Source organism: Nocardia sp. NPDC059229, assembly GCF_042754165.1.
Classification (GTDB): Bacteria; Actinomycetota; Actinomycetes; order Mycobacteriales; family Mycobacteriaceae; genus Nocardia.
Genome location: NZ_JBHZAK010000006.1, coordinates 94,278 through 118,061, shown reverse-complemented (window position 1 = coordinate 118,061; position 23,784 = coordinate 94,278). Strand labels below are relative to the sequence as shown.

Sequence of the window (23,784 nt, the reverse complement as noted above, 5' to 3'; positions counted from 1 at the left end):
TCGCGCACCCGAAAATCGCGATACACCAAACCGTTTCACCGAGAATGTGGTGTATCTGCGCGGCAGCAGCACAGAGTCTACGCGGCGGCAGCACCGCATCCGACCGGCAGCAGCGCCGTATCCGCCTGGTGCCGAATACGGCGTCCGCCCGGCGACACACGGTCACCGGGCGGACGCAGGCATGGCCATTCGGGAAGTCAGGCGGCCGTCGCCGCCTCCACGGGCTCCTCCGCCTCCGCGGCCTCCGCATTGCGGCGCAGCCCGATACCGGCGGCACCCAGGCACGCCAGCGCCACCACGACCACGAACCACGGGAACACCGTGCTCAGCCCCCAGGTGGTGGCCGCCCAGCCCGCCACCACGGTCGGCACCGCCATGGCCGAGTAGGCCAGCAGGTAGTAGGCCGACATGGTCTCGCCCCGCTTGTGCTGCGGGACAACGTTGGACAGGTGCCGCAGCGATCCACCGAAGCCGAGCCCGAAGGTGCCGCCGAGGGCGAATCCGGCCAGCAGCACCAGCACCCAGTTGTGGGTGTTCAGCGCCGGAATCGTGATCACCAGCGCGATCGCCATGCCGATATCGCCGGCAATGGCCGCGCGCCGGGCCGGAATCCCGCCCGCGATGGCCTGCGCGATCGCACCCGCGGTCGCTGTCGAGGCCACCACCGCGCCGCCGAAGACCAGATTGTGGATGCCCGTCTTGGCCGAGGCCAGCGACGGATACAGCGACAGCAGCACGCCCAGCACCGACCAGGCCGCCATCACGCCCAGCGCCGAGAACCAGAAGTCACCGCGGATCTCCTGCGGCACAGCCGGTTTGGCAATGGTGATGCGCTGCTTCTGCCGCGCCCCGTGCGGCTCCCGCAGCGCCAGCACACCCGCCGCGATGAGCACGCACACCAGCGTGATCACCACATACGGCGTGCGCAGCGGATGCGGCGCGTACTGGGCCAGCACCGCCGAACCCAGAATCGCCACGGCCATACCGACATTGAAGGCCACCCCGGACAGCTGCCCGGACCGCGCGCCCTGCTGCGGCCGCAGATCCAGCAGTGCCGCCGCGCCCGCCACCACGGTCGCGCCGACCGCGGCCCCGTGCACCGCCCGGGCCAGCAGCAGCATGGCCACATTGTCGGCGAGCAGGAACACGACCAGGCCCACGATCATGAGCGCGAACGCACCCAGCAGGACCGGCTTGCGGCCCACCACGTCCGAGATCCGCCCCGACACCAGTACCGCGCCCAGCGCCGCGACCGCGTAGGCGGCGAAGACGAAGGTCGTGGTGAGCGGGGAGAAATGCCAGCTCTGCTGATAGATCCCGTACAGCGGGGCCGGTGCGCCCGAAACGCCCAGTGCCACACCGCTGGCCGCGAGGACGAGCGCGTAGGCCCAGGTCTGGCTGCCCTGTTCGGCTCGAGTCGTAACCACCGTTGCCGATGCCATCGAACCCTCCATCAGGTAAGTTTGATTGTGATCGAACCAAACCCTACGCGGGGTTCGACGATTATCAAACTAGTTATCCGAGTGAGGTAGCTCATGCCCGACACCGAAGCGCTGCCCGCGGTGGCCCCGCTGCCCGCGGTGCTCGGCGCACTACAGGACCCGATCCGCCTGGAGATCGTCCGACGCCTGGCCAATGCCGGCACCCCGCTGCGCTGCAGCCTGACCTACGACGGCGTCAGCAAATCGACCGCCGCCCACCACTTCAAGATCCTGCGCGAGGCCGGCGTCACCGCCCGCGTCACCATCGACGGCAACACCCACCTGCGCCTGCGCTCCACCGACCTGGACACCGCCCTCCCCGGCCTGCTCGCCGCAGTACTGGCCGCCGCGAACGACGAGGCCGCGCAGTAGAAGCCCCCTGACTGATCGCCAGCGACCCCGCCGATCGAAACGACCGGGCCCGCTCAACGACAACGACGGTTCTTCGCCATGTAGCACGCGGTAGCACCGAGTGCTACATGGCGGTATCCTCGGAGCTATGTCCGCTCAACCTGAGATCAATCAGCGCGACCTACGCAACAGGTCGAAGGAGATTATGGACGCGGTCCAAGACGGCCAATCGTTCACTGTCGTACGCGATGGCCACCGAATCGCGGAGCTGATCCCACTTCGCCGTCGGCGCCGATTCGTCAGCCGGGACCAGTTCGCAGCGATGTCTCGAAACGCTCCCAGCATTGACCTCGACGCTTTCCGGGCCGATCAGGACGCAGCCCTCGACACCGAGATGAGCAGCCCATATGACCAGTGACCCCTTCGAAGCTGGGTTGCTCGACACCAACATATTGATTCTGCGCAGTCATATCGACCCTTCGGAGCTCCCCGCCCAGATGGCGATCAGCGCGGTCACTCTGGCCGAGTTGTCATCCGGACCGCATGAGGTACGTGGCAACGACGAACAAAACGTGTACGACGAACACGAAGAGCGGGCACGTCGGCTCGAGGTTCTCCAGCGAGCAGAAGCCGAGTTCGATCCGATCCCGTTCGACGCCGAAGCCGCTCGGATTTACGGCCGGGTGGCAGCCGCTGTCATCTCCGTCGGCCGTAAGCCGCGCCGACGATTCGCGGACTTGATGATCGCGGCCATTGCGATTGCCGAGGGTCTCCCCCTGTTCACCACCAATCCAGACGACTACATCGGTCTCGAAAGGCTGCTGACTGTCGTTCCGGTCCGTCGGCCCACGCTCTGACAGTCGCATAGCGGCCGCAGCGATCAGGATCGGGTGAGCGGCAGGGACTTCCACCAGTCGACCACACCGCTCGGGGTGGCCGGATTGCCCCGGGTGTACAGCAGGAACTTCTCCCGCGCGGGATCGTCGAAGAAGGTGGTGGCGAAGGCGGTGGAGGGCACGTCCGGAACGGAATCGAAGCGCAGATTGGTGTATTGCTTTGCGCCGCAGTACTCCTTGAAGGAGAGGTTTTCGAAGGTGCTGCCCGCCGGGCGGATTCGATTCGCCACCGCGCGGGCCGCCGCGCCCGAGCCGTATGCGAACAGGACGTACTCGCGGACATCGTGGTCGGCCGAGTACTGGCAGTCCCAGGCCGCCGACCACCCTTCGAAGGCCCACGGCGGCAGGAAATCCTTGGTGTCGTGATCCACCACCCGGCAACTCGCGGCGCGATAACCCGCACCGAGCTCGGGCGTCCGGGGAACCAGTCCCGGGAATTGCGCACTGATCTCGCCGATCTCGGCGACGGGCTCCTTCGGCTTCTCCGACTTGCCCAACGGTGTGAACAGGAAGACCGCCAGTCCCAGCGCGGCCGTCAGGCAGGTGCCGAGCAGCGCCACCGTCCGCACCCCGACGGGCCAGCGGCGCACCGACCGCGGCGAAGTCGCCTCCGCCGGTGGCGCTTTCAGATGCCGGCCGGTGGGCGGCTCGAACAGGTCCGGGATGTCGACCAGCCGTCCCGAGCGCAATGCGACCGAGGACTGTGACACCCGCCGCTGCCCCGAGGTCTCCGCCGGCGCCGCCCGGCGCGCGACCGGCGCCGATCGAACCGCGCCCGGATTCCCGCGGCGGACGGCCGGTGAATTCGCACGGCGGACAGGGGTTTCCGGGCCCCGCGCCCGCGTGGGCGCTTGCCCCGAGCCCGCCGCGACCCCGGCCGCCAGCGCCCGCTGCGCCGCCGCCGCGAATTCCGAACACGACGGGTATCGCTCTTCCGGATTCTTCGCCAGCGCCCGCGCCAGCACCGGATCCAGCGCCGTGGGCAGCCCGGGCCGCAGGCTCGCGACCGACGGCGGCCTGTCGTACAGGTGCGACTTGACGATGGCCCCGAGATCGGCGGCCGGGAACAACGGCACCCCGGTCAGCAGCCGAAACAGCGTGCAGGCCAACGAGTATTGGTCCGACCGGTGGTCGACCGGGTGATTCTGCAGCTGCTCCGGTGCGGCGTAGGCCAGCGTCGCCATCACCGAGCCGGAACCGGTGAGGCGTCCGGTGTCCTCCTGCAGGCGCGCGATCCCGAAGTCGGTGAGCAGCACCCCCGCCTGCTGTTCCCGGGTCTCGCGGGCCAGCAGGATATTGGCGGGCTTCACATCTCGGTGCAGCACGCCCACCCGGTGCGCGTAGTCGAGGGCGTCGGCGGTGGCGGTGACGATCTCCACCGCCCGCTCGGGCGGCATATCGGTCACCGCCTCGGCCTCGGTGCCGTCGACGTACTGCATGGCGATCCACAGCCGCCCGTGCTCGACACCCCGGTCGTACACCGTGACCACGCCGGGGTGATTGAGCCGCGCGGCGAGGTCGGCCTCGCGTTCGAAGCGGGTGTGAGTCGCGGTGTCGCCGTGGTACTCCGAGTTCAGCACCTTCAGCGCGATCCACCGGGGCAGCCGCGGATGCCGGGCCAGGTACACGGCCCCCATGCCGCCGCGCCCCAGCTCTCGCTCGATCACGTACCCGGCGAAGTTCTCACCTGGAGAAAGCACAACCCCTCCCATTCCGGCGAGGTGATCATAGCCACTAACGGACATACCTCACCGGCCAGGCGGGACTACTGCCGAGTAGCGATCTCAGTCCACGAGATGACGCACGGCGGCGGGCAGGTCGCGGGTGCGGCGGTAGGGTCCGGCCACCGCGACGCCGAAGGGGCGGGCGAGCAGGGCGGCAGCGATCCGGGAGACCTCGTCGGTGGTGACTTCGTCTATGCGAGCGAGGGTTTCGGACACGCTGCGGTGGTTGCCGTAGCTGAGTTCCGAGCGGCCGATCCGGTTCATGCGCGAGCCGGAATCCTCCAGCCCCAGCACCAGACCGCCCCGCAGCGAACCCTTGGCGCGAGCGCATTCGGCGTCGGTGATGCCGTCGGCGGCCACCTCCTCGAGCACCCCGCGCGCCAAACTCGCGACACGGCCGAGGTTTTCGGGCTGGCAGCCGAGGTAGACCGAGAACGCGCCGGTGTCGGCGAAGGTGTCGACGCTGGAGTACACCGAGTACGCCAGGCCGCGCTCCTCCCGAATGCGCTGGAACAGACGCGAACTCAGCCCGCCGCCCAGCACCGTGTTGAGCACCGACAGCGGCCAGCGCTTCTCGCCCTCGTGCCGGCCGAAGGCGCGGGTGCCGAACACCAGATGCGCCTGCTCGCTGTCGCGCTGGATGCGCAGCAGCTCCGGATTGCCGCGCGGCCGGAACCGGCCCTCGCGCCGCGGCGCGGGTTCCATCCCGGATTCGAGCCGATTCCCGAAGGCGCGGTACACCAGTTCGACGGTGTGCTCGTGCTCGATATTGCCGGCCACCGCCACCACCATGCGGTCGGGCCGGTAGCGGCGCTGGTGGAACGAGCGCAGCTGCTGGGCCTGCATGGCCTCGATGGTCTCGACACTGCCGATCACCGGGCGGCCGATCGGATGATCACCGAACAGCGCGGTGAGGAAGGTGTCGCCGACGATGTCCTCGGGATCGTCGTCGCGCATGGAGATCTCCTCCAGCACGACCTGCCGTTCCACCGACACGTCCTCGGCGCGGCACAGCCCGTTCATCACCACGTCGGTGACCAGGTCCACCGCGAGCGGCAGATCCTCGTCCAGCACGTGCGCGTAGTAGCAGGTCTGCTCCTTGGCGGTGAAGGCGTTCAGCTCACCGCCGACCGCGTCCATGGCCTGCGCGATATCCAGCGCCGAGCGCGAGGGCGTCGCCTTGAACAGCAGATGCTCGAGGAAGTGCGCGGCGCCGGCCACGGTCGGGCCCTCGTCGCGCGAGCCGACCCCGACCCACACGCCGATCGACGCCGAGCGCACGCCCGGCACATGCTCGGTGACCACCCGTAGACCGCCGGGCAGCACGGTGCGGCGCACGCCGATATCCGTTGCGGGCGCTTGATTCTGGGCAACCACCAGTGAAGAGCCCCCCTGCTCCAGATTCCGGAGCAAGGGGGCCGTGTCTGTCGCGGCGCGCGCGGAACCCGCGCGCACCGCGGACTGCTTCTTCGTCACAGAGAAATAATTACTCTGCGTTCGCGTCGGCCGCAGCAGAGGCTTCGGAGTTGTCCGAATCCTCGTCGATCGGCACCAGCGAGATCTTGCCGCGGTTGTCGATGTCGGCGATCTCCACGCGGATCTTGTCACCCACGTTGACCACGTCCTCGACCTTGGCGACGCGCTTGCCGTTGCCCAGCTTCGAGATGTGGACCAGACCGTCGCGGCCCGGCAGCAGCGAGACGAACGCGCCGAAGGCAGTGGTCTTGACGACCGTGCCCAGGAAGCGCTCGCCGACCTTCGGCAGCTGCGGGTTGGCGATGGCGTTGATCGCGTCGATCGCGGCCTGCGCCGACGGGCCGTCGGTCGCGCCGACGAACACGGTGCCGTCGTCCTCGATGGAGATGTTGGCGCCGGTGTCCTCGGTGATCTGGTTGATGACCTTGCCCTTGGGTCCGATCACCTCGCCGATCTTGTCCACCGGGATCTTGATGGCGGTGACGCGCGGAGCGTAGGGGCTCATCTCGTCCGGGGTGGCGATGGCCTCGGCCATCACGTCCAGGATGGTGTGGCGCGCGTCCTTGGCCTGGTTCAGCGCACCGGCCAGCACCTTGGACGGGATGCCGTCGAGCTTGGTGTCCAGCTGTAGGGCGGTGACGAACTCGCGGGTACCGGCGACCTTGAAGTCCATGTCGCCGAAGGCATCCTCGGCGCCCAGGATGTCGGTGAGGGCCACATAGCGGACCTCGTCCTCACCCTTGTCGTTCTTCACGGTGTCCGACACCAGGCCCATGGCGATACCGGCGACCGGGGCCTTCAGCGGCACACCGGCGTTCAGCAGCGACAGGGTCGAGGCGCAGACCGAGCCCATCGAGGTGGAACCGTTGGAGCCCAGCGCCTCCGACACCTGACGGATGGCGTAGGGGAACTCCTCCTGCGACGGCAGCACCGGCACCAGCGCGCGCTCGGCGAGCGCGCCGTGGCCGATCTCGCGGCGCTTGGGCGAGCCCACGCGACCGGTCTCACCGGTGGAGAACGGCGGGAAGTTGTAGTGGTGCATGTAGCGCTTGGAGGTCTCCGGGCCGAGCGAGTCGACCTGCTGCGCCATCTTCACCATGTCCAGGGTGGTGACACCCAGGATCTGGGTCTCGCCACGCTCGAACAGCGCCGAACCGTGGGCGCGCGGCACCACGGCGACCTCGGCGGACAGCGCGCGGATGTCGGCCAGGCCGCGGCCGTCGATGCGGAAGCTGTCGGTCAGGATGCGCTGGCGCACAAGCTTCTTGGTGACCGAGCGGAAGGCGGCGCCCAGTTCCTTCTCGCGGCTCTCGAAGGACTCGGCCAGCTCGGAGAGCACGGAGAGCTTGATCTCGTCGATCTTCTCCTCGCGCTCCTGCTTGCCCGCGATGGACAGCGCCTCGTTCAGCTCGCGCTTGGCGGTGCCCTCGACGGCCTCGTAGGCGTCGGGCTGGTACGGCAGGAAGATCGGGAACTCTTCGGTCGGCTTGGCCGCCAGGGCAGCCAGGTCCGACTGCGCCTTGCACAGGCGCGCGATGAACGGCTTGGCGGCCTCGAGTCCCTCGGCCACAACGGTTTCCGTCGGCGCGGAGGCGCCGTCGGCGATCAGCGCGAGCACATTGTCGGTGGCCTCGGCCTCGACCATCATGATGGCGACGTCACCGTCGACCACGCGGCCCGCGACGACCATGTCGAACACGGCGCCCTCGAGCTGCTCCACGGTCGGGAAGGCGACCCACTGGCCCTCGATCAGCGCGACGCGCACGCCGCCGACCGGGCCGGAGAACGGCAGGCCCGCGATCTGGGTGGACGCCGAGGCGGCGTTGATCGCGACCACGTCGTACAGATCCTTCGGATCCAGCGACATGACGGTGACGACGACCTGGATCTCGTTGCGCAGGCCGTCGACGAAGGACGGACGCAGCGGCCGGTCGATCAGGCGGCAGGTCAGGATGGCGTCGGTCGAGGGGCGACCCTCACGACGGAAGAACGAGCCGGGGATGCGGCCCGCGGCGTACATGCGCTCCTCGACGTCCACCGTCAGCGGGAAGAAGTCGAACTGGTCCTTGGGCTGCTTGGAGGCCGTGGTGGCCGACAGCAGCATGGTCTCGTCGTCGAGGTAGGCGACGACGGAACCGGCGGCCTGCTTGGCCAGGCGGCCGGTCTCGAAACGAATGGTGCGAGTGCCGTAGCTGCCGTTGTCGATCAGGGCGACGGACTCGAAAACGCCGGGCTCGACCTCGGCGGCGGAACTGGTCTGGGTGTCGGACATCTTTGTTATCTCAACCTCTCGTCTTCGCCGGGTCCAGCACGCATCGATCACGTGCGACCCGGCTCATGAGCCGTACCCGGCATGGGCGCGCGGCAGCCCTCCTGGCCACAGCGCGCACACCCGGCCCTATCCCCTTGGATACGGCGACGCGGAGGCGGTCATCGATCGAAGCCCTCCGGGCGCGCATGGTTCATCTCACTTCGCGCCCCGAAAAGCCACTACCGAAGACCGACGCCACGCGACGGGTGCATACGGCTCGTGTTGGCGTATACCCGGCCGATCCTCCCCCTCGTGGGGATCCACGGCCACATATACGAAAGGCCAACGAGGAGATTCTATGCCTCCTCGTTGGCCGGTTCGTCAACTACCTCTGCCGGCGAGGTGTGTCACCTCGCCACGCCGAGGGTCCGCGGCTTGGGTCAGCGACGCAGGCCGAGACGCTCGATCAGCGAACGGTAACGCTCGATGTCCTTGTCCTGCAGGTACTTCGAGAGCCGCTTGCGACGACCGATCAGCGCCATCAGGCCGTGGCGGGTGTGGTGGTCGTGCTTGTGCTTCTTGAGGTGCTCGGTGATGTCGGCGATCCGCTTGGACAGCAGCGCGATCTGCGCCTCCGGGGAACCGGTGTCCTTCTCGTGCACGCCGTACTCGGCGAGGATCGCCGACTTCTGCTCAGTGGTGAGAGCCACAGATACTCCTTGTTTCAGTCCGCGCTCGAGGGACCGGACGAAGCCGGTTGGGCGCCGCCGCGGACCGCAGCAAACCCGACGTGACAGCTTACCGGAGCGCCCGTGGTAGCGGAAATCGGCCCCGGGGAGCCCTATTCGCCGGTCTCGTCGTCGAGGACCTTGCGGGCCTGGTCGACGTCCTTGCCGATGGCCTCGACCAGCTCCTCGATGGACCCGAACTTCCGCATGCCGCGCAGCTGCTCGACGAAGTCCACGGCCACGTGCTTGCCGTAGAGGTCGGCGTCGAAGTCGAGGATATGGGGCTCGACGGTGCGGTTGCGGCCGTCGAAGGTCGGGTTGGTGCCGACCGAGATGGCGGCCATGTGGCGCTCGCCGGCCAGCGGGTCGCCGGGTTCGAGGGCGGTGAACCAGCCCGCGTACACCCCGTCGGCGGGGATGGCGGCGTGCATGGTCGGGGCCACATTGGCGGTCGGGAAACCCAGGCCCTTGCCGCGGCCGTCGCCGTGCACGACGACGCCCTCGACGCGATGCGGGCGGCCCAGCGCCTCGGCGGCCGCGCCCACATTGCCCTCGGCCAGGCAGCCGCGAATGTAGGTGGAGGAGAAGGTGACGGCGTGCTCGCCGAGCAGCTGCACGCCGTCGACGTCGAAGCCGTAGCGGCTGCCGAGCTCGCGCATGGTGTCGACGGTGCCGGCGGCCTGCTTGCCGAAGGTGAAGTTGTCGCCCACCACGACCTCGGCCACGTGCAGCCGGTCCACGAGCAGTTCCTCGACGTACTCCTCGGGGGTGAGCTTCATGAAGTCACGGGTGAAGGGCATCACCACGAACACGTCGATGCCGAGTTCCTCGACCAGTTCCGCGCGCCGGTCCAGGGTGGACAGCTGCGCCGGATGCGCACCGGGCCGCACCACGTCGACCGGGTGCGGGTCGAACGTCATGAGCACCGACGGAACGCCCCGCACCGCAGCGGATTTCACCGCACGGCTGATGAGCTGGGCGTGACCGCGATGCACGCCGTCGAACACCCCGATGGTGAGGACACACCGGCCCCAGTCCGCGGGCATCTCCTCGAGACTTCGCCATCTCTGCACACGGGAAGCCTACGCAAAGCGCGTCACAGACAATATTCGGCGGTGCGGATCTTCACGGCCGGAAGCATGTCCGTCACCCTGCGTTCACCACTCCGGCCCGCCCGCCGGTCCGCCGGCCGGCGTGGCCCACCCGGAGATGAACCAGTGCTGGAGTCGTCGGCGTAGCGTCGGTAGGCGCGACGACAGGAGACGATCGTGGCGCCGTTTGTTTCCAGAAGAGAGATCTTGGCGGCACTTTCGATGGCGATCGATCTGGGTTTGGGCCAGCCGATGGAACACATGCTGCGGTCCGCCGTCATCGGGACCCGGCTTGCCGATCTGCTGCGCCTGACCGAGGAGGAGCGGTCGGCCGTCTTTCACACGTCGCTGCTGATGTGGATCGGATGCCATGCCGATTCGCACGAGTACGCCCACTGGTTCGGCGACGACATCACGGTTCGCCACGACAGCTTCGCGGTCGACTGGTCGGGATTACCGTATCTCCGCTTCTTGCTCCGCAATGTCGGACGCGGGTTGCCGGTGGGCAAGCGGGCGCAGATCGGCGCGACGTTGTTCAAGGACGCCAGGGGCAACCTCGGCAAACTGGTGCGCTCGCACTGCGCTTCCGCATCGCTGCTGGCCGAGCAGTTCGGCCTGGGCGAGGAGGTCGCCTCCGCGCTGCGTTTCGCCTTCGAACGGTGGGACGGGCGTGGACTGCCGAACGGAGTCGCGGGCACCGACATCCCGATCGTGATGCGGGTCGTCCAGCTCGCCGATGTCGTCGAGGTGCCCCATCGCGCCGACGGCGTCGAAGCGGCGATCACGGTGGCCCGCAGCCGAAGCGGCGGACAGCTCGACCCGCACCTGGTGTCCGTCCTCGCCGGCTCGGCACGGGATCTGCTCGGCCTGCCGGACGACGCGTGGCCGGCGGCCGCGGCTGCACTGCCCGATCCGGACCGGATCGTCACCGGCGCCGAACTCGATACGCTGCTGCAGGCGCTCGGCGACTTCGTCGACCTGAAATGTCCCTTCACCCTTGGTCATTCGCGTGGGGTGGCCGACCTGGCGCATGCCGCGGCGAGCTGCGCCGGACTGGGCCCGGCGGATGCGGACCTGATGCGCCGGGCAGGGTATGTCCACGACCTCGGCCGCATCGGCGTGTCCAACCACATCTGGGAGAAACCGGGACCGCTCACCGCCTCCGAATGGGAACGCGCGCAGATGCACCCCTACCTGACCGGCCGGATCCTGAGCCGAGTGCGCGGTCTCGAGGCGGTCCGAGCCGTCGCGGAACGGCATCACGAACACCTGGACGGCTCGGGGTACCCGAACGGTCTCGCCGGCGGCGCGCTCTCCGTGAACGACCGGCTGCTCGCAGCCGCGGTGAAGTACCACAGCTCGCGGGAACCGCGACCGTATCGGGTGGCCCTCGACCCCGACCAGGCTGCTCGCCGGCTGCGCCGCGACGCAGCTGCCGGGCAACTCGAACCGACCGCGGTCGAGACGGTGCTGGAAGCCGCGGGACACCGGCGGTCCCGGCGACCCGCACGCCCGTCCGGTCTGACCCCCAGGGAAACCGAGGTACTGATCAACGTGGCCCGGGGTCGATCGAATCGGGAGATCGCGAAGGCCCTCGGCGTTTCGGAGAAGACGGTCCGCAATCACGTCGAACACATCTACAGCAAGATCGGGGTCACGAACCGGGTCGGGGCGAGCCTGTTCGCGACGCAGCACGGCATGGTCAGCCCGGTGTCACTGTGAACCGGAAAAGGGGGCGAATGCCCCATGACCACCCGGGTCGTCCCGACGACGATCGTTCCATGACGACCATCAAGAACCCCAGAACCGCGTCGCAGGCGATGCTCGACCGGCCGGCGCTCTGGCCTGGCACGGACGAACGGCTCGCCGGTTACGGCGTGATGGGTGTGCCGTTCGAAACCGGGGACTACCTGGCACTGCGGCATTTCGCCGCCACGTCGATCGGTGCGGGCTATCGCGCTGTGTGGCACCGGAACCCGGCAGGCGACTGGACCTTCTACTCCGACGTGGCGCCGGAACTCAGCTGTGCCCGGTACTTCTCCGACGGCGGCTCGGCCACCACGGTCCGCACCCCGATCGATATCGAGTGGGTCGGCCCGTACTCCTTGGAGGCCCGGATTCCCGGCATTCTCGAGTGGCGGATCGACCTGGAGGCCACCGGCCGCACCCGCCTGCTGAGTGCCGTGGGACACCACACCCCGGCCGCGGTATGGCGCAGCGACCGTTGTCACCGGATCATGGCCAAGGGCGTGGGCCCGATGCTGCAGGTCGGGCATATCCGCATGAGCGGAACCGCCCCGAACGGGCAGCACTTCGCGGCCGGACCGATGCTGATGTGGCTCGTCTCCGCCAGCCGGGCGCGGATGCGCGGAGTCGATCTCGGCGCACCCGCTCCGCTGCCGGAGCAGCAGCGGCTCGGCGATTTCTGGCTGCCGCAACGCGGCGTGTTCGTCGTCGCGAAAGCCGCGTTCGAATCATTCGACCCGGCCAGACACCTGGCCCCTGCCGCCGCGGCGTGATCGCGGGCGACACCGTCGGTCATCGATGTTCGAAGACCGCAATTTCGGCACCCGGATCGTTCCGGCGCCGGTAGGTTAGGGCCTGCGGGAATTGAACCCAAAGGTCAGGAGTGCGCCTCGATGACCTGGACTACCGGCCCGGTCATACCCTTGATCAGCCCTCGGTCGGCCCACCGACAAGCCGTAGCGGCGGGCCTGGTCGTGATGAGCCGCGACCCGCTCAATGCCGAGACGCCGGTTTCCGAATTGGGGGGCGGCGTCACTCCGAACGCGCGGTTCTACAAGCGGAATCATTTCCGGATTCCGGATCTCGACCCGGGCGACTGGCGGCTTCGGGTCACCGGGCATGTCACACATCCGTCGACGTGGACTCTGCCGGACCTGCGCCGAATGCCGTCGCAGACACGGATTGTCACCCTCGAGTGCGCCGGCAACGGCCGAGCGGCCCTGGACCCACCGACGCCGGGAGAGCAGTGGGGACTCGGCGCGGTCGGCACCGCGGAATGGACCGGAGTGCCCCTGCTCGAGGTGCTCGCGCAGGCGGGTCCCGCGCCCGGAGCATGCGAGGTGGTGTTCCGCGGTGCGGACAGCGGGCCTGTCGACCGGCATTCGGGAACGATCCGCTACGAGCGCAGCCTCGACCTGACCGATGCCCGGCACAGCGGGGCGTTGCTCGCCTACGCCATGAACGGTGAGCCGCTATCGGCCCTCCACGGCCGCCCGCTCCGGCTGGTCGTTCCGGGCTGGTACGGCGTGGCATCGGTGAAGTGGCTCACCGACATCGAGGTCCTCGACCATCGGTTCGCCGGGTACTTCCAGACCGAAAAGTACTGCTACGAGTGGGAACGCGGAGAGCAAGTCGTCACCGAGCCGGTGCGCCTGCTGCGAGTACGGTCCGTGATCACGGTTCCTGCGTCGAACGCCGTGGTACGCCCCGGACCGCTCACCATCCAGGGTGTCGCCTGGTCCGGGCTCGCCCCGATCACCGGCGTCGAGGTCTCGATCGGCGGAGGGAGCTGGCAGCAGGCTCGATTGCCGGGGAGGCAACTGCCGGACAGCTGGCGTGAATGGGATCTCGTCGCCTCTGTCGATGCCCCCGGACCGACGACCGTGCGGGTGCGGGCGACGGATGCGGCCGGCCACACCCAGCCCGACGAGCCCGCATGGAATCGGTTGGGGTACGGGGCAAACGCTGTCCACTGTGTGCCGATCCACGTCACGCGATAGCGGACCCGCCCGCCGAACCGTGCTCCCTACCAGCGAGCGCGCCGATGTGTGAAACCGCGCGAGGTGTGCCTAAGCTCGGGTACGTGCCCGGAAAACGAGACATCGCCACCCGCCGTGAGCTGGCCGATCCGTCCGCACCTTCCGAACCCCACAGCAAGACCACGACCGTCGCCCCGGTGCTGTCCTCGGTCGCCCAGGACTATCTGAAAGTGATCTGGACGGCGCAGGAGTGGTCGCAGGAGAAGGTGTCGACCAAGCTGCTCGCCGAGAAGATCGGCGTCTCCGCCTCCACGGTGTCCGAGGCCGTCCGCAAGCTCGCCGACCAGGGGCTGGTCGAACACGCCCGCTACGGGGCCATCACGCTCACCGAGGACGGCCGCCGCGCCGCGATCGCCATGGTGCGCCGGCACCGGCTCATCGAGACCTTCCTGGTCAATGAACTCGGCTACGGCTGGGACGAGGTGCACGATGAGGCCGAGGTGCTCGAGCACGCCGTCTCGGAGACGCTCATGGATCGCATCGACGCCAAACTCGGCCACCCCGACCGGGATCCGCACGGGGACCCGATCCCGTCGGTGGACGGCGCGGTGCCCACTCCCCCGGCCCGCCAGCTCAGTGATTTCGACGCCGGCGAATCCGGCCGGGTGGCACGGATTTCCGACTCCGATCCGGCCATGCTGCGCTACTTCGATTCGCTCGGCATCGCCCTGGACACACCCATCGCCGTGGTGGAGCGGCGCGATTTCGCGGGCACCATCGCGGTGCAGGTCGACGAACGCACGATCGACCTCGGAAGCATTGCGGCCGAAGCGATCTGGCTCAGCGAAGCGCACTGACCGGGCGGCCGGCAACTCCGTCGCGGTCAGGCGGGCGCGGCCGGAGTCGCCCGGGAGGTGAGGGCCGCGAGCAGCGAGGAGACCTCGGCGGGCACGTACGGCTGACTCCATCGATACGTCCGAGTCCGGGTTCCGTCGCTGACGGTGACCTCGTAGCTGAACCCATCGGGAACACCGGTCCCGGCCGATCCGGCGGGGTCGCCGGTGAGAAGTCCCGCCGCGATCGTGGCGTCGCCGGGCGGCAGGTCGGCGGCATCGACCTCGGCGGTCAAGTCCAGACCGGCCAGCCCACCCGACCGTCGATATGCGATGCGTATCGGCGACATACGAACGAGCGTAGTCCCGATGCGATCACTGCACCGGAACCTTCACCGCGTCCCAGCCGGCCCGCACCGCGTCCGTTTCGCTACTCGTGGCGCCGAAGCGGGTGCGCGCGTTCTTCAACGTGAGGGTCGCGAAGCCGGTGAAGGTGCTGTTGGGCTTGAGCCTCGGGTCGTTGAGGGTTTCGTACCAGATCGTGCCCGGCGCCTGCCATGCCGGTCCGCCGATCGTGAGGGCGGTGACGGCGAACGCGCGGTTGGGGATTCCGGAGTTGATGTGGACGCCCCCGTTGTCCGAGGTGGTCTGCACGAAGTGGGCCATGTCCGCCGGCTGATTGTCATGCTTGTTGGCGGTGCCCGGTGCTTTCATCGACCGCAACGCCGGTGTCAGCAACGGCCCCACGATGTCGCCGCCGATGAGCCAGTCCGCCTGCGCGGCGTTCTGGCCCAGGTGGTACTGCTTGACCAGCGACCCGAACACGTCGGAGATCGATTCGTTCAGCGCACCCGACTCGCCCGAGTAGATCAGGTTCGCTTCGTGCTGGGTGACGCCGTGGGTCAGCTCGTGGCCGATCACGTCGATTCCCCGGGTGGTGTCGGTCAGGATCTGGCCGTCACCGTCGCCGAAGAACATGCGCCCCTGACCGTCCCAGAACGCGTTGTCGAAGGCGGTGCCGTAATGCACCAGCCCGGCGATCGGCATTCCCTGGCCGTCGATCGAATCTCGTTGAAACACATCCCAATACAGCGAGTAGGTAGCGCCGAAGCCGTCATATGCCGCGTCGACGGAGGCGTCCCCGGACGGCGGGTCGCCCTCGTGCCGGACCAGTGTGCCCGGACCCGGGCTCTCCGAGTGCCGCTGGTCGTAGATCCAGCGGTGCGGGGTGCCGCCGGCGGCGGCCAGCGCGAGCCGGACGGGCGCGACGAGCCGGGCCGCGGCCTCGGCACGAGCTTGCCGGAAGGAACTGTCCCGGTCCAGGGCCGTCAAGACCGCCAACCGCTGCTCGTGCGTCGCCTCCCTCGCCAGCGAGACCAGCAGGTCGGGCGGCAGAATGCAGGCGAGCGAATGCCTTCTCATGATGTCTCCCCCTTGGTTCTCAGGCGCGAACGAGGCTGCGGTTCGCCGGATCGGAGATCCAGTCGAGCAGGCCCTTGACGTCCTGGGTGAAGTACGGTCCGTATTCCACCGTGTCGCCGTCGTTGATGTGAAAACTCTGCAGCCCGTTCGCATATTGGCGCGCTGAACCGTTGAAATCGGTGATCCACGGTCCGCCGCTGCTGCCGTGCTCCATATTGTCGTTGCTCAGCCCGATGGTGCCGGTGGTCGAACCGGATTGCACCGTGCCCAGGGCCTCGTCCATCTTGTTGCCGTCGAACGGCGGGCTGGGTGTCGCGGGGTAGCCGACCGCGTCCCAGACCCGGCCCGCGGTGGCGGCGTTCCACAACAGCCCCAGCCAGCCCACCTGATTTCCCGGGGCGCTGTCGAACCAGATCATTCCGTAGTCGAAGGCGCGGTCCCCGCGCTGAGTCCACGCCGTCCAGGCCGCGGCAGAGTTGTAGTTGAAGCGGTAGGCCGGGTCCGAGGTGGCGCGACTGGGATAGGACGGGAAGAACGCCAGATTGGTGGACCAGTTGCCATTGCCGAAGACGCAGTGGCCGGCGGTGAGCAGGACGTTCGGCGCGACGAACGCCGCCGATCCGGCGAAGTTGCCGCTGTTCTGGGTGAAGAAGAGCTTGCCGCAGGCGGTGTACGGGTAGGCGAGCGGGTTCAGTACCGGGTCGGCGTCGCTGGTGCCGCCATGGCCCGAATCTCGGTGTGCGCGTGCGGTTCCATTGTGACCCGCCGGAGTATGTCCGGCCTTTCCGGATGGCTGCGGTGCGATCGCCTGCCGGGGCTGCGCGGCCTTACGCTCCCGCGGCAGCGGAACCGGAATGGCCGCGGCTCGGCGTTCGGGCGTCCAGTATTCTTCGCCGGCCTCGACGCCGGCCATTTCGGCCGGGCCGGATCCGACCACGTAGTTCTCGTTGTCGCGTGATGTGCTCATTGTGGTGGTCTCCTCTTCGGGCGGTTTCCAGCAGGGTCGAATCTGCGGGATCATCGAATGACCCAGCCGGAGAATGAGTTCGGAGGCCGCGAGTAGCCACAGCCCCCTCACCCCCGAGGCCGGTAATGGATGGGCCCGTTTCGCCCCTCTACAGGGTGAGCCGGTCCGACCCGAAGGGCATGAGTACTCGGCTACTCGAATCGACGCGTCAGCAATCAGGCAGCATCCGGAGAACCACCGGCGCGAGATCAGACGAGGCGGTGCCCGCCGTCCACGTGCAGGACGGTGCCGGTGACGAAACCGTTGCCGATGACCGAAAGCACGGCGGCCGCAATGTCGTCCGGTCGCCCCAACCGCCGGGCGGGCAGCTTCTCCGCCATGGCCGCCAGCCGTTCCTGCTTGTCCTCCCAGGGCATCGACTCCCAGATATCGGTCAGCACCCAGCCGGGCGACACCGCGTTCACCCGAATCGGGCTCAGCTCCACCGCCAGCGCCCGCGTCAACCCCTCCAGCGCGGCATTCACCGCCGCCACCATGGCCCCGCCCACCGCCGGGCGGTAGGCGGCGATTCCGGAAATGAAGGTGAGCGAGCCGTTCTCCGTCAACCGCGCGTGCTTGGCCAGCAGCATCGACCCGATCAGCTTGGTCTCGAGAAAGCCGCGCCCGTGCTCGAAATCGAAGGTGGCGACGGGTCCGTACGCCCCGGCCAGATCGGCGGCGGTGGTGATCACATGATCGACGGTCCCGACGGTCTCGAACAACCGCGAAATCTGTTCCTCGTCAGCGACATCCGCGACGACGGCACTCACCTTCCCATCCCCGAGCTCCCGCACCGCGTCGGCCAGCCGCTGCTCCGACCGGCCGACGATGATCACCTCGTTGCCCGCCGCCAGCAGGGCGTCGGCGATCGCCTGGCCCATACCGGAGCCGCCGCCCACCACGACCGCCCGTCCGACCTGTGTTCCGAATCCGTTGTCTGTCATGCCATTGAGCAAACCGGCGGCGCACACCCCGCGTCCACGACGCGCGGTCGAACAGCCGTGAGGCCGGGGCTAACACCGCAGGCCGGCCGCGTGCGGCAGGGCCGGAACGCCGCGAGTATGGCCGCCAGCGCCCGCAAGTCCGGGCCGACGAACGCGGGCACCTCCGGCGCGGTGGCCGCCAGGTCCAACAGCCGCTCGTTCAGGCCCCTCGCCGGGGCAGGCCCACGCCGTCGGCCCACATGGTCACCGCGCGATCCAGCAGGCGGCTGCGGCTGTCGCCGCCCGGATCGTTTCTCGAAGTCGAGGCCCGGGCGGGCACCGGTCAGCTGGAACCGAGGCGGAGGCCGCCGGCCAAGGCGTCGGCCATGGTGTGCAGCAGGGGGTTTCGGGTGGTGGTGCGCCAGGCGGCGGCGTAGGTGATGACCAGAGGGCGGGGTTGCAGCGGCCGCCAGACCAGGCCGGGGACCGTCGCGGTGCGGGCGGAGCCGACGCCGATGGCCCCGGGGCGGAGCGGTAGCAGCTGCAGCATCTGGGCGTGGCTCATGGCGCTGTCGCTGAGGACGACGGTCGCACCCCGCTCGCGCAGTTGCGACAGCACCGAGTCGTGGACCTCGGGGGCGGCATCGCGGGCGAACATGATGAGCTCGTGGTCGCCGAGGTGCGCCGGTTCCACCGAAACCGCTGCCGCGAGCGGGTGTTCACGGGACATGACGATGCCGAGCTCCTCGTCGGCGATGGGCGTGCAGGTGAGGTGATCGGCCAGCCGGACCGGCATGCGCAACACGGCCAGGTCGACCTCCTCCCGATCCAGCAACCGCGCCTGGTCGCCGCTGGTACCGGTGGACAGCGCGATGCGCACCCCCGGCTGGCGGGCCTTGAGCAGCGCCTCGAGCCGCCCCGGCAGCCAGGCGGGCGCGCCGTTCACGATGCCGAGGCGGAACACCGCGTCGCCGGGCTGGGCGACCGCGCGGGTCGCGCGCAGGGCGGTCTCGGCCGCCTCCAGCACGTTCCGGGCGGTCTTCAACAGCACCTCACCCGCGGCCGTCAGCTCCACGCCATGACTGCCGCGGATCAGCAACGGTCCGCCGACCTCACGTTCGATGGCCCGGATCTGCTGGCTCAACGTCGGAGTGGAGATGAACAACCGCTCCGCCGCGCGCCGGAAATGCAGCTCCTCCGCCACCGCCACGTAATACCGCAACTGCCGCAATTCCACCCTTGAAGAGTAGGCGGCCATGCGGGTGCGAGGGTCATCTGCTCGGCGCTTCGGGTGGGCGATTGCGCCCGCACCTCACAGGCCCTGCGCTGCCAGCCAGGTCAGGGTGGCGTCGGCGATCTCGGCCCAGCCGTGGTCGATGGTCAACGAGTGCCCACGATCGGGGAAGGAGAGCAGTTCGGTGGGGGCGTCGCTGTGGCGATACTGCTTCAGCGTCGCGGTCGTGATGACCTCGGGGACCGTGTGGTCCTGGCCGCCGGCGATCAGCAGCAGCGGTGTGGCCGGATCGCGGTCGGTGTTCACCGCGGCGGGCGAATGCGGCAGGAAGTTGGCGGTCGCGGCTTCGAACAGCGGCCGGCCCGGCGCGGGCACCACCCACCGCCGGTAGAGCTGCGTGGTTTCCTCCTCGCTGATCGCGTTGCCGAAGGCGTAACGAAACTGCTCCTCGGTCAGCGATACCGCACGGTGGATGTTGGCCGGGTTGCGGAACACCGGCAGAGTCGCGTGCAGGGCCGACAACGGCAGTGGCAGTACGCCTTTGATCTGCGCGGCGTCGATCGCCACCGCCGCGGCGGCCTTGCCCTCGCCGAGCAGTTTCTGGGCGATCATGCCGCCGAAGGAGTGTCCGACGAGGATCGGTTTCGCCGGCAGCTCGGCAATGATCTTGCTGTAGTGGGCGTCCACGTCCTCGATGCCGTGATCGGCGATCGACTCCGGCGCGGAGCGAGCGGCCTCGACATCGGCCGGCATCCCCGGCCAGCCCGGCGCGACGGCCTGGTAGCCGTGCTCGGCGAACTTGACCACCCACGGCTGCCAGGAATCGGGATGCAGCCACAGACCGTGGATGAAGATGACGGGAAGTTTCGAGGTCGTCATTGTTGCCTTCTCTCTTCGGGTTTCGCTCTCGATGACAGATCCTCGTCTCCGGCTCCGCTCCTCCGCTTCGGTCGATCGACTCAATTTCCCGGATCGCGCGAGCGCGCAATCGAATTCCTGCGGCCCGGGCAGTTCACCAGGTCGGGACGTAGCCGCCATCGATGCGGAAGTCCGCGCCGGTGATGTTGCCGCCGCGGTCGCGGGCCAGCATCACCACGATCTCCGCGACCTCTTCGGGGGTGGAGAAGCGGCCTGTCACCATCGCCGCCGAGGCCGTCGCGGCCACCTCGTCGGCGGGAATGCCCGCACTGCGGCTCACCGTCGCCGCAACGCCGTCGGCGGCCAGCCAGAGATCGGTGGCGACCGGTCCGGGGCTCACGGTGTTGGCGCGAATCCCCTGGGGCCCGAACTCTTTCGAGATCGCCTTGGTGAACGCGGACAACGCGGCCTTGGCCGCGCTGTAGTCGACCACCAGCGCTTCGGGCAGAATCGCGTTGACCGAGCTGATATTGACGATGCCGCCACCGCCGGCGGCGATCATCAGCGGGATCGCGGCTCGTGTGGTCCGTACCGCGGCCAGCAGGTTGAGCTCCAGCGTCGCCTGCCACTGATCATCGGTGATCGCCAGGAAGCCGTCGGTGCGGGCGGGTGCTCCGCCGACATTGTTGACCAGTACGTCGATCCGATCACCGGCCGCTGCCACCAGTTCGGCGGCCGCGGCGGGTTCTTTCAGGTCCGCGGCGACGAAAGTGACGTCGCTGCAGTCGATCACGGCCGCGAGCTCGGGGCCGAGTTTTCGAGCACCGGCGACGACGTGCGCGCCTTCGGCGGCCAGGGCGCGCACCACGGCCAAGCCGATGCCCCGGCTCGCGCCGGTGACGACGGCGGTGCGGCCCTGCAATCGATTCTCCATCGTGACTCCTTGTGGGTGAACGGAATTGGGATTCATGAAGCCCGGCGAGTGGAGCGAGTGGACTATCCGTTCGCCGCCGCGACGGGGTTCTCGTCGAATTCACCGTCGTGCGACTCGACCCCGAACGAGCTGCCGAGCTGGTTGCGGGAGGTGATACCGAGCTTCGGGAAGATTCGGTACAGGTGTGAGCCGACGGTGCGTGGCGAGAGGTAGAGACGTTCGGCGATCTGGCGATTCGAAAGACCTTGCGCGGCCAGTCGCGCGATCTGGGCTTCCTGCGGGGACAGCACCTCCGGCGTAGCGGAGTCGGCCGGGGTGTCGCGTTCACCGGCGGCACGGAGTTCGGCGCGGGCTCGGCGCGCCCAGGTGGTCGCACCGATCAGATCCAGAGTCGTCTGCGCGGACCGCAGCAGGGCGCGGGCTTCGGCGACCCGTCGTCGGCGACGTAGCCAATTGCCGTAGGCGAGTTCGGTTTTGGCGCGCACCAGCGGCCAGCGAGCGAGGTCGCGGCCCAGCGCGCCACGGTACAGCGCTTCGGCCATGGCGTCGTCGGCGAGGACGGCCCGGGCATACGCCAGCTGAATGTGCAACAGCGGGGAGGGCGTGACCGCCGCCGTGGCCTCGAGTTCCGCGATCGTGCGGCGGGCTTCGTCGACGCGGTCGGCATGGACGGCCGCCTCGGCGAAGAACATCACCCCGTCGAAACTTTCGCGCTGGTGGTAGCACGGTTCGCTCGGGTCGAACAGCTTGCGCAGCAGATCGAAGGCCACCTGGAAGTGGTCGGCGCACAGCCAGGCCAGTCCGCGCGCCAGCTGCAGGAACGACAGCAGATTGTTGAGCCCGCCGGGGCTGACGGACTCTTCGGCGAACGCCACCAGCGCCAAGGCCCGGTCGAGCTCGCCGCGGAGGCCGCACAGCATCGCATCGCCGATGGTGGCGCCATTGATCCAGATCGGCTGGCGGGTTTCCTCGGCGACCTGGCGGCCCTCGGCGATCACTTCGGCCGCGCGCTTCCAGTCACCGGTCCACAGCAGATCGCCGGGTTGCATCGCCAGGGTGTGGGAGAGCAGTCCGAGTCTGCCCTCGGCACGAAGCAGGGTGTCGGCACGGCTCAGCAGGTCGATGGCCCGCGGCGAGTCGCCGATCGCGTGTGCCGCCATGCCGAGCATGCGCAACGCGTCGGCATCGGCGGTGCCCGTGATCGGCCCGCCGAGCCGTTCGTGCACGAGGGTGCCACACCGCACCGGTTCGGCGACCGCCACGATCGCCGCCCACCGCGGATCGCCGACCGCAATGGACTGCTCCTCGGCGACCGTGACGACCAGGGCCCGAGCCCGCGGCCCGGTGTCGGCCCACCAGCATCGAAGTGCCGCGCCCAGCAGCAGATTCAATGCCAGGTCGAGATCGCCGGCCGCGGCGGAACGCCGGGCGACCTCACACAGCTGCTCGACCCGGGCGGCGTCGCCGGGAGTGCCGTCGGAGAAGATCTCCCGGATCCACTCCATCCGGGCGTGGTCGAGCTCGGACAGTTCGGTGCCCGCGGCGCCGCGCAGCAACCGGTCGACGAGATCGACCTGCCCGAGTCCGAACGCGTATTCGGCGGCCAGCAGCAGCCGTCTGCCCCGGGTCGGGGATGCGGTGCACAGCTGGGCGGCACGCTCCAGCGCCCAGATGGCGGCGGTGACTCCGCCACGGCGCAGCGCGATCGCGTGGCTGGCTTCCAGCTCGTCGGCCACGTCGTCGTCGGGGCCGACGATGGATTGGGCGCGATGCCAGGTACGCCGGTAGGGCTCATCGACGAGGGCCTCGGCCAGGGCGGCATTGGCGGCCATTCGCTGCGCCGGTGGTACCGATTGCAGCACCGCCGACCGCACCAGCGGATGGTGCAGGCGCACCCGCATGCCATCGACATGCAACAGGCGTGCGTCGATAGCGGGGTCGAACACATCGACCCGCACGTCGTCCCCGATGAGCAAGCTTGTGGCCGAGAGGATTTCGGGCAGCGCGTCGGCATAGTCGATCGCCGCGATCAGCATGGCCGCGCGAGTCGCGGCGGGCATCTCGGCGACGCGGCCCGCGAACGCACGCTCCAGTTTCGCGGTCAGCGGCAAGAATTCCGGACTCCGGGCCTGCGCGCCGGCACCGTCGTGGTCACGCCAGGCCAGCGGCAGCTCGACCAGGGCGAGCGGATTGCCGCCCGCCTCGCGGCGGATACGGGCTTGCGCCGCCTGGCCGATCGCCCCCGCGTGCCGCGCCAGCAGCACCCGTGAGTGCGTGTCGTCGAGTCCCGGCACCTCCAGTTCCGGTGTGCGCGCGCCGGCGTACGGGCCGGAGTACCCGGTCCGTAGCGACGCCAGGATCACCAGCGGATCCTTGCTGATCCGGCGCGCGACGAAGGCCAGCACCTCCTGGGAGGGACCATCGAGCCAGTGCATGTCGTCGACGATCGCCACGCGCGCGGTGTCACCGTCGGTCAGCAGATTCAGCGTGGCCAGCGCGACCATGAAGGTCTCGGGCCTGGGCCCATCGTGGATCCCGAACGCGGTCAGCAGCGCGGCGCGCTGCGGCGCGGGCAGCCGCTGGACCGCGGGCAGCAGCCCGCGAACCAGCTGATGCAACCCCGCGAACGGCAGGCCTGCCTCCACCTCGACGCCGGCTGTGCGCAACACCTCGAGACCCGCGGTCGCCGCCTCGCCCGCCATGGCGTCGAGCAGCGCGGTTTTGCCGATACCCGGAGCACCGACGATCGTGCAGGCGCCACCGGCCGCAGGCAGCTCGTCCAGCAGCGACCGCAGCACCGCCAACTGTGGTGCCCGGCCGATCAACGCGTGCCCGTCCACTGGCATGCCCA

21 protein-coding genes are annotated in these 23,784 nt (G+C 68.9%); 7 read left to right on the top strand and 14 right to left on the bottom strand.

The window, feature by feature from the left end; genetic code table 11:
- Window positions 1-197 precede the first annotated feature (197 nt).
- Window positions 198-1,442 carry an MFS transporter gene (locus tag ACFXHE_RS16020; protein ID WP_379383660.1) on the bottom strand — a complete coding sequence of 415 codons (1,245 nt, stop codon included), beginning with the start codon at window positions 1,440-1,442 and terminating at the stop codon, window positions 198-200.
- Between the two features lie 93 nt (window positions 1,443-1,535).
- On the opposite strand from ACFXHE_RS16020, the gene ACFXHE_RS16015 reads away from it, so the two are divergent.
- The 3 genes from ACFXHE_RS16015 (at window position 1,536) to ACFXHE_RS16005 (ending at window position 2,689) form a co-directional block, all read left to right on the top strand.
- Window positions 1,536-1,853, top strand: coding sequence for an ArsR/SmtB family transcription factor (locus tag ACFXHE_RS16015; RefSeq protein WP_379383658.1), 318 nt, complete (start codon window positions 1,536-1,538; stop codon window positions 1,851-1,853).
- 127 nt (window positions 1,854-1,980) lie between these two features.
- Window positions 1,981-2,250 carry a type II toxin-antitoxin system Phd/YefM family antitoxin gene (locus ACFXHE_RS16010; protein WP_379383656.1) on the top strand — a complete coding sequence of 90 codons (270 nt, stop codon included), beginning with the start codon at window positions 1,981-1,983 and terminating at the stop codon, window positions 2,248-2,250.
- Window positions 2,240-2,689 carry a type II toxin-antitoxin system VapC family toxin gene (locus ACFXHE_RS16005; RefSeq protein WP_379383654.1) on the top strand — a complete coding sequence of 150 codons (450 nt, stop codon included), beginning with the start codon at window positions 2,240-2,242 and terminating at the stop codon, window positions 2,687-2,689. Before ACFXHE_RS16010 ends, ACFXHE_RS16005 begins: the two co-directional genes overlap by 11 nt.
- Window positions 2,690-2,712: 23 nt before the next feature.
- Here the strand turns inward: ACFXHE_RS16005 and ACFXHE_RS16000 are convergent, their stop codons facing one another.
- The 5 genes from ACFXHE_RS16000 to ACFXHE_RS15980 form a co-directional block, all read right to left on the bottom strand.
- Window positions 2,713-4,428: a protein kinase gene (locus ACFXHE_RS16000; RefSeq protein ID WP_379383652.1), complete on the bottom strand. Its 1,716-nt coding sequence runs from the start codon at window positions 4,426-4,428 to the stop codon at window positions 2,713-2,715.
- A gap of 84 nt (window positions 4,429-4,512) precedes the next feature.
- On the bottom strand, window positions 4,513-5,853 hold the full coding sequence (locus ACFXHE_RS15995; protein ID WP_379384170.1) for a M16 family metallopeptidase: 1,341 nt from the start codon (window positions 5,851-5,853) through the stop codon (window positions 4,513-4,515).
- Window positions 5,854-5,938: 85 nt separating this feature from the next.
- The gene (locus ACFXHE_RS15990; protein WP_379383651.1) at window positions 5,939-8,200 is read right to left on the bottom strand and encodes a polyribonucleotide nucleotidyltransferase; all 2,262 of its coding nucleotides are present in this window, start codon (window positions 8,198-8,200) and stop codon (window positions 5,939-5,941) included.
- Between the two features lie 419 nt (window positions 8,201-8,619).
- Window positions 8,620-8,889 (bottom strand): 30S ribosomal protein S15, encoded by a 270-nt coding sequence (gene rpsO / locus ACFXHE_RS15985; protein ID WP_040859570.1) that lies wholly within the window; start codon window positions 8,887-8,889, stop codon window positions 8,620-8,622.
- Window positions 8,890-9,020: 131 nt separating this feature from the next.
- Complete coding sequence (locus ACFXHE_RS15980) at window positions 9,021-9,980, bottom strand: bifunctional riboflavin kinase/FAD synthetase (RefSeq protein WP_379383648.1); 960 nt, start codon at window positions 9,978-9,980, stop codon at window positions 9,021-9,023.
- A gap of 240 nt (window positions 9,981-10,220) precedes the next feature.
- Here ACFXHE_RS15980 and ACFXHE_RS15975 point away from each other — a divergent pair, with 240 nt between their 5' ends.
- The 4 genes from ACFXHE_RS15975 (at window position 10,221) to ACFXHE_RS15960 (ending at window position 14,580) form a co-directional block, all read left to right on the top strand.
- On the top strand, window positions 10,221-11,720 hold the full coding sequence (locus ACFXHE_RS15975; protein WP_379384168.1) for an HD domain-containing phosphohydrolase: 1,500 nt from the start codon (window positions 10,221-10,223) through the stop codon (window positions 11,718-11,720).
- Between the two features lie 59 nt (window positions 11,721-11,779).
- On the top strand, window positions 11,780-12,517 hold the full coding sequence (locus ACFXHE_RS15970; RefSeq protein ID WP_379383646.1) for a hypothetical protein: 738 nt from the start codon (window positions 11,780-11,782) through the stop codon (window positions 12,515-12,517).
- A gap of 120 nt (window positions 12,518-12,637) precedes the next feature.
- Window positions 12,638-13,744, top strand: coding sequence for a sulfite oxidase (locus ACFXHE_RS15965; RefSeq protein WP_379383644.1), 1,107 nt, complete (start codon window positions 12,638-12,640; stop codon window positions 13,742-13,744).
- An 83-nt stretch (window positions 13,745-13,827) separates the two neighbouring features.
- Window positions 13,828-14,580, top strand: a complete 753-nt coding sequence (locus ACFXHE_RS15960; protein ID WP_379383642.1) for a metal-dependent transcriptional regulator — start codon at window positions 13,828-13,830, stop codon at window positions 14,578-14,580.
- A gap of 26 nt (window positions 14,581-14,606) precedes the next feature.
- Here the strand turns inward: ACFXHE_RS15960 and ACFXHE_RS15955 are convergent, their stop codons facing one another.
- From ACFXHE_RS15955 to ACFXHE_RS15920, 8 genes are all read right to left on the bottom strand, one after another.
- Entirely contained in the window at window positions 14,607-14,906 is a 300-nt protein-coding gene (locus ACFXHE_RS15955) for a protealysin inhibitor emfourin (RefSeq protein WP_379383640.1), read from the bottom strand.
- Between the two features lie 25 nt (window positions 14,907-14,931).
- The gene (locus ACFXHE_RS15950) at window positions 14,932-15,978 is read right to left on the bottom strand and encodes a M4 family metallopeptidase (RefSeq protein WP_379383638.1); all 1,047 of its coding nucleotides are present in this window, start codon (window positions 15,976-15,978) and stop codon (window positions 14,932-14,934) included.
- A 19-nt stretch (window positions 15,979-15,997) separates the two neighbouring features.
- Entirely contained in the window at window positions 15,998-16,945 is a 948-nt protein-coding gene (locus ACFXHE_RS15945) for a trypsin-like serine peptidase (protein WP_379383636.1), read from the bottom strand.
- A gap of 248 nt (window positions 16,946-17,193) precedes the next feature.
- Complete coding sequence (locus ACFXHE_RS15940; protein ID WP_379383634.1) at window positions 17,194-17,928, bottom strand: SDR family oxidoreductase; 735 nt, start codon at window positions 17,926-17,928, stop codon at window positions 17,194-17,196.
- 322 nt (window positions 17,929-18,250) lie between these two features.
- Entirely contained in the window at window positions 18,251-19,144 is an 894-nt protein-coding gene (locus ACFXHE_RS15935) for a LysR substrate-binding domain-containing protein (RefSeq protein WP_379383632.1), read from the bottom strand.
- A 75-nt stretch (window positions 19,145-19,219) separates the two neighbouring features.
- Window positions 19,220-20,020 carry an alpha/beta hydrolase gene (locus tag ACFXHE_RS15930; RefSeq protein WP_379383630.1) on the bottom strand — a complete coding sequence of 267 codons (801 nt, stop codon included), beginning with the start codon at window positions 20,018-20,020 and terminating at the stop codon, window positions 19,220-19,222.
- 133 nt (window positions 20,021-20,153) lie between these two features.
- On the bottom strand, window positions 20,154-20,933 hold the full coding sequence (locus ACFXHE_RS15925; RefSeq protein ID WP_379383628.1) for an oxidoreductase: 780 nt from the start codon (window positions 20,931-20,933) through the stop codon (window positions 20,154-20,156).
- Window positions 20,934-20,995: 62 nt separating this feature from the next.
- Window positions 20,996-23,779, bottom strand: a complete 2,784-nt coding sequence (locus ACFXHE_RS15920) for an AAA family ATPase (RefSeq protein ID WP_379383626.1) — start codon at window positions 23,777-23,779, stop codon at window positions 20,996-20,998.
- Between the last annotated feature and the right edge of the window lie 5 nt (window positions 23,780-23,784).

Bases quoted from the DNA above. Each gene is read 5' to 3' on its own strand.
- ACFXHE_RS15975 (WP_379384168.1), top strand. From the start codon at position 10,221: ATGGCGATCGATCTGGGTTTGGGCCAGCCGATGGAACACATGCTGCGG.
- ACFXHE_RS15945 (WP_379383636.1), bottom strand. From the start codon at position 16,945: ATGAGCACATCACGCGACAACGAGAACTACGTGGTCGGATCCGGCCCG.
- ACFXHE_RS15970 (WP_379383646.1), top strand. From the start codon at position 11,780: ATGACGACCATCAAGAACCCCAGAACCGCGTCGCAGGCGATGCTCGAC.
- ACFXHE_RS15940 (WP_379383634.1), bottom strand. From the start codon at position 17,928: ATGACAGACAACGGATTCGGAACACAGGTCGGACGGGCGGTCGTGGTG.
- ACFXHE_RS15955 (WP_379383640.1), bottom strand. From the start codon at position 14,906: ATGTCGCCGATACGCATCGCATATCGACGGTCGGGTGGGCTGGCCGGT.
- ACFXHE_RS15930 (WP_379383630.1), bottom strand. From the start codon at position 20,020: ATGACGACCTCGAAACTTCCCGTCATCTTCATCCACGGTCTGTGGCTG.
- ACFXHE_RS16010 (WP_379383656.1), top strand. From the start codon at position 1,981: ATGTCCGCTCAACCTGAGATCAATCAGCGCGACCTACGCAACAGGTCG.
- ACFXHE_RS15920 (WP_379383626.1), bottom strand. From the start codon at position 23,779: ATGCCAGTGGACGGGCACGCGTTGATCGGCCGGGCACCACAGTTGGCG.
- ACFXHE_RS15990 (WP_379383651.1), bottom strand. From the start codon at position 8,200: ATGTCCGACACCCAGACCAGTTCCGCCGCCGAGGTCGAGCCCGGCGTT.
- ACFXHE_RS15965 (WP_379383644.1), top strand. From the start codon at position 12,638: ATGACCTGGACTACCGGCCCGGTCATACCCTTGATCAGCCCTCGGTCG.
- ACFXHE_RS16020 (WP_379383660.1), bottom strand. From the start codon at position 1,442: ATGGCATCGGCAACGGTGGTTACGACTCGAGCCGAACAGGGCAGCCAG.
- ACFXHE_RS15950 (WP_379383638.1), bottom strand. From the start codon at position 15,978: ATGAGAAGGCATTCGCTCGCCTGCATTCTGCCGCCCGACCTGCTGGTC.
- ACFXHE_RS15925 (WP_379383628.1), bottom strand. From the start codon at position 20,933: ATGGAGAATCGATTGCAGGGCCGCACCGCCGTCGTCACCGGCGCGAGC.
- ACFXHE_RS16005 (WP_379383654.1), top strand. From the start codon at position 2,240: ATGACCAGTGACCCCTTCGAAGCTGGGTTGCTCGACACCAACATATTG.
- ACFXHE_RS16015 (WP_379383658.1), top strand. From the start codon at position 1,536: ATGCCCGACACCGAAGCGCTGCCCGCGGTGGCCCCGCTGCCCGCGGTG.